Here is a 14,234-nt window from a genome sequence, read left to right as displayed (position 1 = left end):
AAAGTAGCTCTATTTTTCAGTTTTTCAACTATATTTTTAATCTTGTTTACAAAAATTAAAAAAAGTTGATTCAAGTTGTAGCTTTTTAGAGGCTTAATCTTTGATAAATAGGGGATTTTAGGATCAATATAAAACACTGATATATTCAACTGATATAGTGAAAAATAAGTTTTCCAGATCAATCAACACCACAACTAATTAAACGGGCAATAAAATAAACCGTCATTTTTCCCCCGTATGGCGATCGCCACCATCCAGACGGATGACACCCCACAGGAGCTTCTGAACTAAAATCAAGATCTTCATAATCTAATAACTCATTATTCACGCTCCATCCAAATTCAGCTTCCATCGCCTGTAAAACTTTCATATCAATATCAGAAATATCATCATTTCCTCCCAACCGGGTATAAATTTGTTGTTGAACACTAAAGCCAAAACGATCTTTACTGTAACTCATCCATAGTTGATCAAGTAGACTTAATGCACTACAGGGAAAAATCATAATCTCATCAGGAATAATATCGTCTAGGCTATTTTTATTCATGATTTCTAACATAATTCTTGTGGTTTCTTGATCCGCTTCTTTCCAATTTCCAGCTTCTAAAAAATCCCGTAATTTTTGGTATCGGTATACATCCGTTAATAATAATAACGCCCTATCTAACTTCTGTTCTAAGCGTTCAACTCGTTCTGATAAAGCATCTAAACTCAAAGGTTTAGACTGTTTGGGTTGTTGCGATTCGTTTGACATATTTTATAGAGGATTGATGATTGAAAGTTTACTACTAAAGTGTCAAACAACGAAACTAGCCCATTGCATAACCTGTAAATTGGCGTTTGAAAGCGGAATGAAAACCCAGAATAATATCTGAAGTCGGTACGCCCATCTCAACCAATCTCTGAGCAACAGAGTCTTCAGTCCCATTATATTGAATCCAAATTTTGCCCTCTTGAATATCAAAGTGCATCACCGGGCCAAATACTCGCTTATCTCCTTGCCAACCCACATAAGCGAGTTGATAATGGTCATGTTCACTATCAAAGATTAACTCTGCCTTTACTGTATCCGTATTTGTTGTATTCTGGGCGTGTTCGGTCAAAATTTGTTTAATAAATTGTCGATAACCTTCTACTTTATCCATTGCTTAATCTCCTCTAATTTTGGATCATAAATTATTAGCTTGACTTGGTAACGTCTCAAAGCGCGTTGAATGAAAGAAAGTTGAAAAAAATCCTCATAAGTTTCAGAAGGAATTGCTAAATAAACAATGCGCTCCGGTTCTTTTGTGGATACTATTCCTCCTAACCTGGTTAACTTGAGTTGATCATAACTTGACTGCAACTACAACTTAGATAGCCCATTGTTTGACATTTTCCCTGATTAATCTATAACAATTTAGGGTTTACTTAAACTGCTATCTGGTTGAATAGAACCATTATCCGAGGTGGCTAAAGTCTCAGAATTTTTATCCTGAGAATGCGGATCTTCCGGTGGAGAGAGAGGTTGATTTTTATCCGATTTATTATTATTCGATGAATCGGATTTTTTCCCTTTCAGAAAACGTTCCTCTAGGGTTTTAACCGTAATGTACAGGTTCGGAGTAATTAACAAACTTAATAGGGTTCCTGCTAATAAACCCCCAAAAATAGCCGTACCCAATGACCAACGACTACTAGAACCCGCACCAGAAGCAATAACTAACGGCCAGAACCCGATCAAACTAGAAATAGCAGTCATTTGAATCGGTCGGAACCGTTGTTCCCCCGCTTGAATTGCGGCTTGGGTAATACTTAAACCCTTGTCCCTGAGTTGGTTAGCAAACTCCACAATCAGAATCGAGTTTTTAGAAGCCAAACCAATCAACATCACCAAGGCCACCTGGACATAAACATCATTGGTAATTAGGGGCCAGACCGTCCCTTGCAAGAGAACATTCGACCGGAACCAAACCGCGGCCATCGCTCCCAAGACCGCCAGAGGCACCGATAACATAATAATCATCGGATCAATATAACTTTCGTACTGGGCCGATAGCACCAGAAAAGCCATAATAAATGCTAATCCGAAAATTAAAATTGCCGCCCCGCCGGAAGACTTTTCTTCTAAGGCACTACCCTGCCAAGCATAACTAAAACCGGGGTCTAAGACCTCAGAGGCTAATTTTTCCATCGCTGCGATCGCTTGACCCGTACTGGCTCCAGGGGCGGGGTTTCCTTGAATCAACATAGAACGGAAGATATTAAAATGGTTGATAGTTTCTGGCCCAACAAAATCCGTGAGTTTGACCAAATTACTCAGGGAAATCATCTCTCCATCCCGGGAACGCACATATAATTGAGTAATATCCTCCGGTCGGGCGCGGAATTGTTTTTCCGCTTGAGCCACAACCCGATATTGACGTTGACCTAAAACAAAGTCATTAATATAGGATGACCCCAAATAGGTTTGTAAGGTACTAAAAATTTGGTTCACATCCACATTCAAAGCATTAGCGCGATCGCGCAACACCTCAACCCTTTTCTGAGCCTTACTAGCAGAAAACTGACTAAATACCCCGGCAAAAGTCGGATTAGAATTAGCGGCTTCAATTAAACGATTGCCATTTTCCACTAAGGATTGAATCGGTAAATTTCCCGTTGTATCTAATAACTGAAATTCAAAGCCTCCGGTGGTACTCAAACCCTGCACCGGGGGAGCATTCACCGCAAAGGCTTGAACTTCAGGAATAGATTGTAACGACCCATTTAATCGTCTTAGAACCCCAAACACCGATTGAGAGGCATCCGGTCGCTGATCCCAAGGTTTGAGTAACACAAAAGCAATCCCCTGACTGGGGTTTTGTCCCTCAAAACCAAATCCAGGAACCGCAAAGATACTTTCAACTTCAGGAATCGCCAAAGTCCGATCCACAATTTGTTCAGCAGCCTTAGCGGTATAGTTGAGGGACACGCCATCAGGAGTCCGAAAGATCACGATCAAATAGCCCTGATCTTCTTCTGGGACAAACCCCGATGGTACTTGTTGATAAACAAATACCGTTGTTGCTAACCCGGCGACAAATATAATCATCACCAAGGAATTAATCCGGGTGAGAAAACCAACAACTCCAGCGTATTTTTCCTGTACCCAACCAAAACCTCGGTTAAATTGCTCAAAAAACCACCCCAAAGGCCCCCCGGTTTTCTTTTGGCGACGTAACAATAGCCCCGCCATACTGGGAGAAAAGGAAAGGGCATTAAAGGTAGAAAAGATTACCGCAAAAATAATTGTCACCGCAAATTGTCTATAAATCACCCCCGTTGTTCCGGGGAAAAACAATACCGGAACAAACACCGCCAGTAAAACAATCGAGGTCGCAATGATCGCCCCGGTCAGTTCTGACATGGCATCTAGGGCCGCTTGCAGAGGTTTCATCCCTTGTTCAATTTTGATCATCACCGCTTCGACAACCACGATGGCATCGTCCACGACTAAACCTGCGGCTAAGGTACAAGCAAATAGGGTTAAAGTATTCAGTTCAAATCCCAAGGCTTTTAACCCAGCCATGGCTCCGATTAAGGCCACCGGAATCGCAATTGCTGGAATTAAGGTAGCTCGCCAATCTTGCAAAAATACAAAAATCACCAGCACCACTAAGGCAATGGCCATAATTAGGGTGATTGCCACTTCCTGAAGGGACACATTAATAAACAGGGTGGTGTCATAAGCAATCTGGCTTTTAACGCCGGGAGGGAAATTTTTACTCAGTTCTGCTAGGGTGGCTTTGAGTTGGGCTGCGGTTTCTAGGGCATTACCACCCGGAAGTTGATAAATCCCCAAACCGACGGAGGGTTCGCCATTAAAGGTCGATTCCAAATCATAATTTTCTGCCCCTAACTCAGCCCGTCCCACATCCTTAATGGTGATTAACTCGCCATTGTCTGTGGTTCGGAGTACCATTTGTTCAAATTCTTCGACGGTGCGGAGGCGACTAACAGCCTGTAGGGGAATTTCAAAGAGTTGATCGGCAGGTGTGGGTTGTTGACCGATTTTTCCGGCTCCCACCTGGACGTTTTGTGTTCTTAATGCTGAGGCTACATCCTGGGCCGTTAATCCCCTGGCGGCCATCCGAGACGGATCAAGCCAGAGTCGCATGGCATATTTGCGCTCCCCAAAGATGGTCACTTGACCCACCCCGGGAACCCGACTCAGTTGGTCAACAATAAAAAGGTCAATATAATTACTAATAAATGTGGTGTCATATATCGGTTTTCCGCTTTCGTCTTTATCGGAATAAAAACTGATCACTAATAAAATACTGGGGGACGACGCCTGCACCGAAAGCCCAATTTGCCTCACAACATCGGGTAAATTAGACTCAGCCTGAGCAACTCGGTTTTGAACGTTAACTTGGGCAATATTCCGATCAACATCATTGGGAAAAAACACGGAAATATTACTGATGCCGTTATTTCCCGTACTGGAGGAAAGATATTTCATCCCCTCCACCCCGTTAATTTCCCTCTCGATGATGGTGGTAACGGTAGTTTCCGTTGTTTCCGCATCCGCACCAATATTGACCCCAACAACACTAATTTGGGTATTTGCTAGGTTGGGAAGTTGCGTAATCGGCAGCAGGGGAATGGAGATAGCCCCGATCAAAATAATCAGGATACTACAGACTGTCGTTAGGACAGGTCGTTTAATAAAAGTTTGAACAAACAGAAGCATAGCAATCTTCTCAGGGGTTGGCAGTTAGTGGGAGTTGGCGATTAACCAGGTAATTTATTGTTTTCCGGGTGAGGGGGCGTCGGTGGTGGGTTGCTGTTTTTTATCCGTAATGGGTGTGCCATCTCGTAACTTGACCACGCCATCTATAACCACTTTTTCTCCAGTTTTTAAACCCGAGCGAACTTCAAAGCTCTGATCTTGAATACTGCCTAACTGCACGGGTCTTTGTTTAGCGATTAATCGAGTGTTCCCGTCCTGAGTTTGTTCTTGGGCGACAAAGACAAAACTTTGATCGCCAATTCGACTAATCGAAGTTACGGGAACTGTAATTCCCGATTGTTGTTCCCAGATTACCTTAGCACGGACAATTTGATCGGTTCGGAGTCTATTATTACGGTTATCATAAATCGCTTTAACTAAAATAGTTTGGGTTCCTGTCCCCGCACTGGGGGAAATATAGGACACCTGGGAGGTTCCGATTAATGCTCCGGTTTCTTGAGATCTAAGCTCGACTAAAGTTCCTGATCTAATTTGGGAAAGGCGTTCAATGGGAATATTAATTTGAACTTCTAATAAATCATTTTGTCGAATGGTGGTAATTGTAGTTTGACTATCGACAAAATCTCCAGCTTTGACCATTACCTCCCCGACTATCCCATCAATCGGGGCATTGATTTGATAATATCCCAATTGGATTTGTCCGGCCGTTGCGGTTGACCGGGCTTGGTCAATATCGCGCTGGAGTCTTTGTACCTCAGATTCTTGAGCCTGAATCACTTTTTCTTGACTGGCGATTTGAGCGCTCAGAGTTGAGACTTGACGGTTATAATTCTGGGTGGCACTTTCAACTTTCGCTTGAGAAGCATCCACCCGTCTTTGTTGGGTTTCTATTTGGGTGTTTAAGGTGGAAATTTGACGTTCTAGGTTTTGTTGGGCGGTTCTCACCCGCGCTTGTAGGGACATGATCTCCCGTTCTTGAGCGGCAAAATCCGCTTGAGATGCTTGATAGTCTCTTAATTTTTGATCGTAGATTTCTGAGGAAACAACCCCCTGTTCATACAGTTGTTGATAACGATCATAAGCTTTTTTCCGCTCGTCCATAATTGCCCGTCGGCGCTCCCGTTCTTTGAGCCCTACCTGCACATTCTCTTGGGCGGTTTTGAGCTCATCCGCGACGGAGGTATATTCTAATTCATACTCTAATCGCTGTTTTTCATTTTTTTCGGCGGCTAGGGTTTGTTGAGCATCTTGTAAATCAGCTTCTTGGGATTGATAAGTCAGTTGGGCTTGGATTCGCTGCAATTCCGATCGTTGAGCGTCCAGATTGGCCCTAGCACTGTTGAGTTGTGCCATTCTGGACTCAACGCTGGCTAATTGACCTTCGTAATTCGCCTGTTGTTGGCGTCCGTCAATTTCAATTAACGGGGTATTTTGAGAAATGCGATCGCCCAAACGGACAAAAACCTGTTTCACTAAGCCATTAACACGGGGTTGAATCACCGCATTTTCAATTCCTTCGACCCTAGCATTAAATTCGCTGGTATCTCTAACATTACTCTTGCCTACCACCGCCAAATTTACTGAGACAGGTGGAGGTGCCGCCGCCTGGGGTTCACTTCCACAAGCACTCATCAGGAGGCCAGTTAAGATTAGAGGAAAATAGGAATTCCAAGATGCTAGACGCTTGTTCATGGTTTTGTCGAAAACGGGAAACGGAGAATAGACTCAATTGAGAATATTGGAAGTTTATTATAGATGATGTTTTGATGATTTTGGGATCAGCAAAATAATTCTTATCACTCAGTTTGATGATTTAAAGGTACTCTTGTTGTTAAATAAAATAGTGCCCCAAATAAAGGAATTAAGCTAATCCAATCCAATATTACAGATTTTTCCATTCCTCGTCTAGCTCGATCATCTGTTAATAAAACTGGAAACAAAATACTTAATAATAAAAAATCAAGACTCATAACGTGAATAAAACGGCTAGTTTGCCACTGTTGAATAAAATCTTCCCAATTGCCTTGGGTTAAACCATAAATCACCAGTATAATTGTTCCTAATGTTAATAATAGTCCCGTAATTCGAGAATCTAATATTTTTATAAACCATGATTTTTTTCCTAAAAATTGAGGGTTAGGTTGGCGCAAAGCTAGGTAAGGTAAAATCGCAAAAGCACCCACCCCAAAAGATAAAGTTGCAAATAGCCAAGCCGGAGTTTTTTGTCCATGTCCATCAATAAATAGAACACAGCTATAAATTAACGGCCAAATCCCCATAATATTAAATAGGGCGATAATTAAAGGATTAATTCCTGTCCAGTTCCCGGTTGATAGATTTTGGATTAAATCCAAAGTTTCGGGCTGATCCGGTGGTGCAAAAATAAACGCATACAGAATAAATCCTAGCCAAATTAAACCAAAAACTATTTTATTTTTCATGCTTAAATTATGGTAAAAAACGATCTAATGCTGCTTTTAAAGCTTCAATTTCAACATCAATATTACCTTCTTTTGCTGCCCTAGCGACACATTCACTCAAATGTTCATCTAAAATAATTCTAGCTACCCGATCTAAAGCCCCTCTAATAGCAGCAATTTGGACTAATACATCAGGACAGGGACGATTTTCTTGTACCATTGTTTTAACACCCCGAATATGTCCCTCTAAGCGTGATAGACGATTGACTATTTTTCGCAAAGATTCTTCACTATGAATATGGGGATGACTAGAATGTTCATGATCATGATGTTCCAGTAAATCCTTGAGTTCTTCTACCGTCGGTTCTAATTCATTCATCGGTTTTGTTGATATACAATTGATAAATATTCTATGATTGTACCTCAATTTTATATTTCTGTACGCAATAGTTTATGATTAAAGGGTTTCACTGAAATAACAACCGTTGTTGTGCTTCAGAACTTCCAGGCTATATTTGTATAAAATCAAGCAAAGTTTTATTAATAGGTATATTGGGTAGCTATAGCACTTGATTTTTGCCCAAAATCCGGCATTGATAAAAAGACAACTCGTCAAACTTATTGAACAGGATATACAGCTTAAAAAATCCTGATATACTCAATTCAATCAAGTGATCTCAAAATGATGTATTATTAATTGACCAAAAACAAGAAAGGAGGATGATGCTAAAATTATATGACATAAAGAAAAAGCAATTTTTTGTGATCTGAATTGGTGCTTATGACTCTGATCATGGTAAATTTTATAGAACTGCTGTCAACCGGAAAAGTTGATTTATTTTGAGTGGTTTGATGTAATTTATTCTGGATTTGTTAAGGTTTAGTTCCAAGATTAAAAATATCATGTTCGAGTATCTTCCCCCACTTAATGACCATAATTTGCCCTATCCTGACACGATGCACCCCATCGTAGTGCATTTTGTGATTGCCATGGTGTTGTTTGCGGTTTTATGCGATGGAATAGGCTATTTCACCCGCAATCCTAGAATGTATGAAGTCAGTTGGTGGAATTTGTTTTTTGCGACAATTTCCATCTTCATTGCTATCATTTTTGGACAGATTGAAGCGGGATTAGCCGAACCCTACTCAGCAGCAGCATCAACCTTGAACCTGCACACAATACTAGGATGGTCATTGTCTGGGATTATTGCAGCAATTACCGCCTGGCGCTATGTGTTGCGATCGCGCGATCCCAAAACCTTGCCTCTATCGTTTTTAGGAGTAAATATACTGTTAACGGGATTGGTATTTTTCCAAGTTTATTTAGGAGATTTATTGGTGTGGGTTTATGGGCTACATACAGTTCCCGTGGTTGAAGCCGTGCGGGAGGGCCTGTTGTAATGAATAATGATTTAATCGACCAACTCAAGGGACAATTGGGTGCGAATGGCTTACCTTACGCCCTGCCCATTCATCCTAACCTAGTGCATTTGACCCTGGGATTGTTTATTGTGGCGATCGCCTTTGATATCGTAGGCGTACTATTCCCATTGGAAAAACCCATCTTCAAATTTCTGGCAATTCCCGCCACCCGCTCAAATTTCTTCGATGTCGGTTGGTACAATATGCTTGCCGCCGCCATCATCACCTTCTTTACCGTAGCAGCAGGTTTCTACGAAATCATGTTGGCAGCACCAGAGGCAGATGTCACCAGCGCCTGGGGCTTGCAAGCCATGGAAACCATGCTTTGGCACGGAGTCGGTGGGGTTGTATTATTGCTGTTAATCGTGGCAATGACGGTATGGCGAGGGTTTCAGCGCTTTCTCTGGCGGAAAGATCAGGCACAGCAAGTACAGTGGCTCTACCTCTTGGCCGGATTGGGTATTTTCGCCCTGATGTTCGTTCACGGAACCCTGGGAGCGCAACTGGCAGCCGAGTTTGGCGTGCATATTACTGCTGATCGGCTGTTGCGGATCGGAGAAAATCCAAATTTGCTGTTGCAGTAAGGGAAAACATGAAAATTCGTACCATTTTAATTTTAGGCGTCATTGGGATCGCCCTTGCCCTGATCAGCCTGTGGATGGGACAGCAAGCCTATTCTTGGTTTCCCCCCCAAGCCTCAGCAGAAGCCCAGTTAATCGATCGGTTGTTCAGCTTTCTGGTGACCCTGGGGACGTTTATTTTTCTGGGAGTGGTGGGGACGCTGACCTACTCGGTATTGTTTCAACAGGCGGGTAAATACGATACCAGCGATGGCCCCCACATCGAGGGGAATGTGCCACTGGAAATAGTCTGGACGACAATTCCCTTTCTGTTGGCGGTCTGGATTGCAGCCTACAGCTACCAGATTTATGACCAAATGTCAATTTTGGGGCCGATGGAACATATTCATCGGTCAATGGCGATCGCAGCCCCCTTAGATGCTTCTTTGGCAACACCGATACACCCCATCGAAGTCCGTGCCCGTCAATGGGTGTGGGAATTTTACTATCCCGACCAAAATATTACCAGTACGGAATTGCATTTACCTAACAACCAACGGGCGCGCCTGACACTGGAATCGGAGGATGTGCTACATGGGTTTTATGTACCTGCCTTTCGCGTCAAACAAGATATTATCCCGGGTCGGGTGATTGATTTTGAGTTCACGCCAATTCGGGAAGGACGGTATCGGTTGCGCGATTCCCAATATAGCGGAACTTATTTTGCGGCGATGCAAACCGATGTGGTGGTGGAGTCTGCCGACGCTTATCAACAATGGTTAGCAAATACGGCAACCCAAAAGCCTATAACGGCTTACAATCGCGCTTTTACTGAATATAGCAAAAGAAATAATAGCGATCGCTGGAAAATCGTTGAGCCAGCCCTTCCTCCCGTAGTCAATTATTCCAATTCTGGGATCGAATAATGCCAAATTCAATCACAAAAACATCATTCAAATCATGTTAGAGAGGTTTGATTTTCAAATCCATTCAAAATAAGGCTTGTATATCAAGATCCTACATCAAATTAAAACAGCCTAACTAAACAACGATTACTTATAAACCATGACAAATATTTCTGTTGATGCGATCGCGGATATCCAACAACCCATGGACGAAAGTCCTGAAAATTGGCGGAGATTTTTCGGTTTCAGTACCGACCATAAAGTGATCGGGATTCAATATCTAGTAACATCCTTCTTTTTCTTCTTAATTGGCGGTATTCTGGCCATGATTATTCGTGGTGAACTGATCACCCCGGAAGCCGATTTGCTTGACCGTGCCGTTTACAACGCCATGTTCACCATGCACGGGACTATTATGTTATTCCTGTGGACATTCCCTTCCCTGGTAGGATTATCCAACTATCTCGTCCCCTTGATGATTGGGGCAAGGGATATGGCCTTTCCCCGCTTGAATGCCGTGGCCTTTTGGATGGTTCCGGTATTTGGGGTGATCCTCATGGCCAGCTTCTTTGTCCCCGGCGGCCCCTCCCAATCCGGTTGGTGGGCCTATCCTCCGGTGAGTCTCCAAAATCCTACCGGGAACCTGATTAACGGCCAAGTTTTGTGGATATTGGCGGTGGCGATATCCGGTGTGTCCTCGATCATGGGGGCGGTAAATTTTGTCACCACCATTTTTAAGATGCGCGCCCCGGGAATGACCTGGTTTCGGATGCCCGTATTTGTCTGGACGGTATTAGCAGCCCAAATTATTCAACTATTTGGCCTACCTGCCCTAACCGCCGGGGCGGTGATGTTGTTGCTCGATCTCACCGTTGGGACTAGCTTTTTTGACCCGGCGAAGGGGGGCGATCCCATTCTATTCCAGCACTTCTTCTGGTTCTATTCTCACCCGGCAGTTTATGTGATAATTTTGCCGATTTTTGGGGTTTTCTCGGAGATTTTCCCCGTCTATGCCCGCAAACCATTATTTGGCTACAAGGTAGTTGCTATCTCATCGCTAGTAATTACGGGTTTGAGCGGTATTGTCTGGGTGCATCATATGTTTGCCAGTGGCACTCCTGGTTGGATGCGGATGGTGTTTATGGCAACTACGATGTTGATTTCCGTTCCCACTGGAATTAAGGTTTTTGCTTGGGTGGCAACGGTTTGGGGTGGAAAATTGCGCTTGAATACCCCGATGTTATTTGCCTTGGGTGGTTTGGTAATGTTTGTGTTTGCCGGGATCACCGGGATTATGTTGGCATCAGTGCCAATTGATATTCATGTCAACAATACCTATTTTGTAGTCGGACATTTTCACTACGTCATTTATGGTGCTGTGGTCATGGGAATGTACGCCGCCTTGTATCACTGGTTTCCGAAAATGACCGGGCGAATGTATTCCGAAGGTTTGGGTAAATTGCATTTTGCCCTAACTTTCCTGGGTACTAATATCTGCTTTTTCCCGATGCACCCGATGGGATTAGAGGGAATGCCCCGCCGCGTTGCTTCCTACGACCCCGAATTTGCTTTCTGGAACGTGATTGCCAGTCTGGGGGGGTTTTTGTTGGGGATGTCTACATTGCCGTTTCTCCTCAACATGATTGGATCTTGGGTGCAGGGGGAAAAAGCTCCGAAAAATCCCTGGCGAGCAATTGGGTTGGAATGGTTGCTATCATCACCTCCAACAGCAGAAAACTTTGAAGAATTGCCAATTGTAATTTCTGAACCCTATGGTTACGGGAAATCAGAACCGTTGGTTGCTAACCCTGATGCGCTGGAAATAGCCCATGAACACCACTAAAGTCGATTCTGACCTCAATTCGCAGGTGATATCAAGTCATGCCTTAGAAGGGCATGGAACAGTCGCCCATACCCATGATGAAGCGGGTAATAGGATGTTTGGCTTTATCGTATTTTTGCTGTCGGAAAGTGTAATTTTCCTCAGCTTTTTTACGGGATATATTGTTTACAAAACTACCGCTTTAGAGTGGTTGCCTCTCGGTATAACTGGGCTAGAAATTCACGATCCAGCTATTAATACAGTGGTGTTGGTTTCTAGTAGTTTTGTCATCTATATTGCTGAACGTTTTCTGCACGTTAAAAATCTCTGGGGTTTCCGGGCATTCTGGCTGTTGACAATGATCATGGGAAGTTATTTCTTGTATGGTCAGGCGGTGGAATGGCGTAGTCTCCCCTTTGGTTTTACCGATGGCGTATTTGGTGGGACTTTTTATTTGCTGACCGGATTTCATGGTCTTCATGTGTTCACGGGAGTGCTATTACAGACAATTATGTTGGGGCGATCGTTTATTCCTGGGAATTACGACAAAGGCGAATTTGGGGTGGCAGCAACCTCCATTTTTTGGCACTTTGTTGATGTGATCTGGATTATTTTGTTTATCCTTATTTACGTTTGGCAGTGATGGTTATTTCCGTTCAAACACGAATATTCAGTTATTAGTTATCGGTGTAAGAACCTAATAATCCATCATGAAATATTTGCTACACATTCCCCGGTGTAGAGACGTTGCATGCAACGTCTCTACACCGGGGTTAGAGGGATAATCTGTAGCATCTATAATTAATTGGATTTCTTATGACAACCTTGACTACTGCTATAAGTAGGTAAACATCATGATTATTGACGATCAAAACTACGATCTAATTATTATTGGTACGGGCGCGGGGGGAGGAACTCTCGCCTATAAGTTAGCCTCGACAGGGAAGAAGATATTGATTTTGGAGCGGGGGGATTTTATGCCCCTGGAAGAACAGAATCGCAGTAATGTCGATATCTTCAAGCGGGAACGCTATCATGCCCCGGAACAGTGGTATGACAGCGCCGGAGAACCGTTTTCGCCCCAAATGAATTATGCAGTTGGTGGTAATACCAAAATCTATGGCGCCGCCTTACTCCGATTTCGGGAAGGGGATTTTGAAACTGTCCAACATCAGGGGGGAATTTCCCCGGAATGGTGTTTGAAATACTCAGATTTTGAACCCTACTATACAGAAGCTGAAACGCTGTATAAGGTTCATGGTCAGGCAAATGACGATCCGACCGAACCTCCCCGTAGTGGCGATTATCCCTTCCCAGCAGTGGCTACCGAACCCCAAGTCGCCCAAATCTATGAAGCGATCGCTAAACTTGGTCTTCATCCTGCTCCTTTGCCTTTAGCTCTTACCCGCCAGGATGACGATCCTACCAACGATTCGGAAGTTAGTGGCATTGCTCCCGCCTTAACCCATCCTAATGTTACCCTGAAAACCGGGGCGAAGGTGGTTCGTCTGCACATAAATCCATCGGGTCGGGTGGTGAAAGGGGTGCAAGCTGAGATCGATGGACAATCCCATCTGTTTCTAGGGGATATTGTGGTGTTGGCCTGCGGTGCGGTGAACTCGGCGGCGTTGTTGTTGCGTTCGGTGAGCGATCGCCATCCCAACGGTTTGGCCAATAGTTCGGGTCTGGTGGGGCGGAATTTAATGAAAAGCCTGATGACCGTAGTCGTACAACTGAGTACCAAACCCAATTCTGGAGCGTTTCAAAAGACGGTCTGTGTAAATGATTTCTATTGGGGCGATCACGATTTCCCTTATCCTATGGGACATATTCACAACTCCGGCGGACTGCTGACCGATATAATTTTCGCCGAAGCGCCACCGATGTTTTCCCTACTGGCAAAATTTATGCCCGGTTTTGGATTAAAGCAGTTGGCAACCCATTCTATCGGTTGGTGGGCGCAAACGGAAGATTTACCCGATCCGAATAACCGAGTCCGGTTTGAAGGAGGGAAAATATTTATTGACTATAGTGCTAACAATAACGAAGCACACGATCGCTTAATTTATCGCTGGACTGAAGTTTTAAAAACTATTGAAAAACAACTGGACGGCTTTCAACAGGGGGTATTACATCCGCGTGGTGAAGTGCCGATTCAGGTGATGGCCAATCAGTGCGGTACTTGTCGTTTTGGCGATGATCCCCAAACTTCGGTGTTAGACCCCAACTGTCGCGCTCACGATCTCGATAATCTCTATGTGGTAGATGGTAGTTTCTTTCCGTCTAATGCTGGGGTTAGTCCGGCTTTGACAATTATTGCTAATGCGCTGCGAGTGGGCGATCGTTTGCTGGAACGCTTGTAATATACCATGATCATCGGTTTGAAACCCG

The 14,234-nt window shown here is 43.7% G+C and carries 13 protein-coding genes; 6 read left to right on the top strand and 7 right to left on the bottom strand.

Annotated features, from left to right (window positions below):
• Positions 1–178: 178 nt before the first annotated feature.
• From AC559H_RS12195 to AC559H_RS12165, 7 genes are all read right to left on the bottom strand, one after another.
• Positions 179–754, bottom strand: a complete 576-nt coding sequence (locus AC559H_RS12195) for a GUN4 domain-containing protein (RefSeq protein WP_043936862.1) — start codon at positions 752–754, stop codon at positions 179–181.
• A 55-nt stretch (positions 755–809) separates the two neighbouring features.
• Positions 810–1,145 carry a XisI protein gene (locus AC559H_RS12190; protein ID WP_026785948.1) on the bottom strand — a complete coding sequence of 112 codons (336 nt, stop codon included), beginning with the start codon at positions 1,143–1,145 and terminating at the stop codon, positions 810–812.
• Positions 1,133–1,345 (bottom strand): element excision factor XisH family protein, encoded by a 213-nt coding sequence (locus AC559H_RS12185; RefSeq protein ID WP_233422934.1) that lies wholly within the window; start codon positions 1,343–1,345, stop codon positions 1,133–1,135. Before AC559H_RS12185 ends, AC559H_RS12190 begins: the two co-directional genes overlap by 13 nt.
• A 54-nt stretch (positions 1,346–1,399) precedes the next feature.
• A complete protein-coding gene (locus AC559H_RS12180) occupies positions 1,400–4,714 on the bottom strand; it encodes an efflux RND transporter permease subunit (protein ID WP_081693642.1) in 3,315 nt (1,104 codons plus the stop codon).
• 54 nt (positions 4,715–4,768) lie between these two features.
• A complete protein-coding gene (locus tag AC559H_RS12175) occupies positions 4,769–6,406 on the bottom strand; it encodes an efflux RND transporter periplasmic adaptor subunit (RefSeq protein WP_026795690.1) in 1,638 nt (545 codons plus the stop codon).
• A 104-nt stretch (positions 6,407–6,510) separates the two neighbouring features.
• Complete coding sequence (locus AC559H_RS12170) at positions 6,511–7,155, bottom strand: hypothetical protein (protein WP_026795691.1); 645 nt, start codon at positions 7,153–7,155, stop codon at positions 6,511–6,513.
• A 7-nt stretch (positions 7,156–7,162) separates the two neighbouring features.
• Complete coding sequence (locus AC559H_RS12165) at positions 7,163–7,513, bottom strand: metal-sensing transcriptional repressor (RefSeq protein WP_043938534.1); 351 nt, start codon at positions 7,511–7,513, stop codon at positions 7,163–7,165.
• Between the two features lie 524 nt (positions 7,514–8,037).
• Here AC559H_RS12165 and AC559H_RS12160 point away from each other — a divergent pair.
• The 6 genes from AC559H_RS12160 to AC559H_RS12135 all read left to right on the top strand — a co-directional run bounded on the left by AC559H_RS12160 (position 8,038) and on the right by AC559H_RS12135 (position 14,206).
• Positions 8,038–8,535: a DUF2231 domain-containing protein gene (locus tag AC559H_RS12160; protein ID WP_026795693.1), complete on the top strand. Its 498-nt coding sequence runs from the start codon at positions 8,038–8,040 to the stop codon at positions 8,533–8,535.
• Complete coding sequence (locus AC559H_RS12155) at positions 8,535–9,140, top strand: DUF2231 domain-containing protein (protein WP_026795694.1); 606 nt, start codon at positions 8,535–8,537, stop codon at positions 9,138–9,140. Before AC559H_RS12160 ends, AC559H_RS12155 begins: the two co-directional genes overlap by 1 nt.
• An 8-nt stretch (positions 9,141–9,148) precedes the next feature.
• Entirely contained in the window at positions 9,149–10,042 is an 894-nt protein-coding gene (locus AC559H_RS12150; RefSeq protein ID WP_026795695.1) for a cytochrome c oxidase subunit II, read from the top strand.
• 139 nt (positions 10,043–10,181) lie between these two features.
• A complete protein-coding gene (gene ctaD / locus AC559H_RS12145) occupies positions 10,182–11,864 on the top strand; it encodes a cytochrome c oxidase subunit I (protein WP_026795696.1) in 1,683 nt (560 codons plus the stop codon).
• Positions 11,851–12,486, top strand: coding sequence for a cytochrome c oxidase subunit 3 (locus tag AC559H_RS12140; protein ID WP_026795697.1), 636 nt, complete (start codon positions 11,851–11,853; stop codon positions 12,484–12,486). Before ctaD ends, AC559H_RS12140 begins: the two co-directional genes overlap by 14 nt.
• A 211-nt stretch (positions 12,487–12,697) precedes the next feature.
• Complete coding sequence (locus tag AC559H_RS12135; protein ID WP_026795698.1) at positions 12,698–14,206, top strand: GMC oxidoreductase; 1,509 nt, start codon at positions 12,698–12,700, stop codon at positions 14,204–14,206.
• Positions 14,207–14,234 lie beyond the last annotated feature (28 nt).

The organism is Planktothrix prolifica NIVA-CYA 540 (assembly GCF_963864145.1).
GTDB classification, from domain to species: Bacteria; Cyanobacteriota; Cyanobacteriia; order Cyanobacteriales; family Microcoleaceae; genus Planktothrix; species Planktothrix agardhii.
The sequence above is the reverse complement of the archived record's forward strand: the minus strand, read 5'-3'. Positions and strand labels throughout refer to the sequence as shown.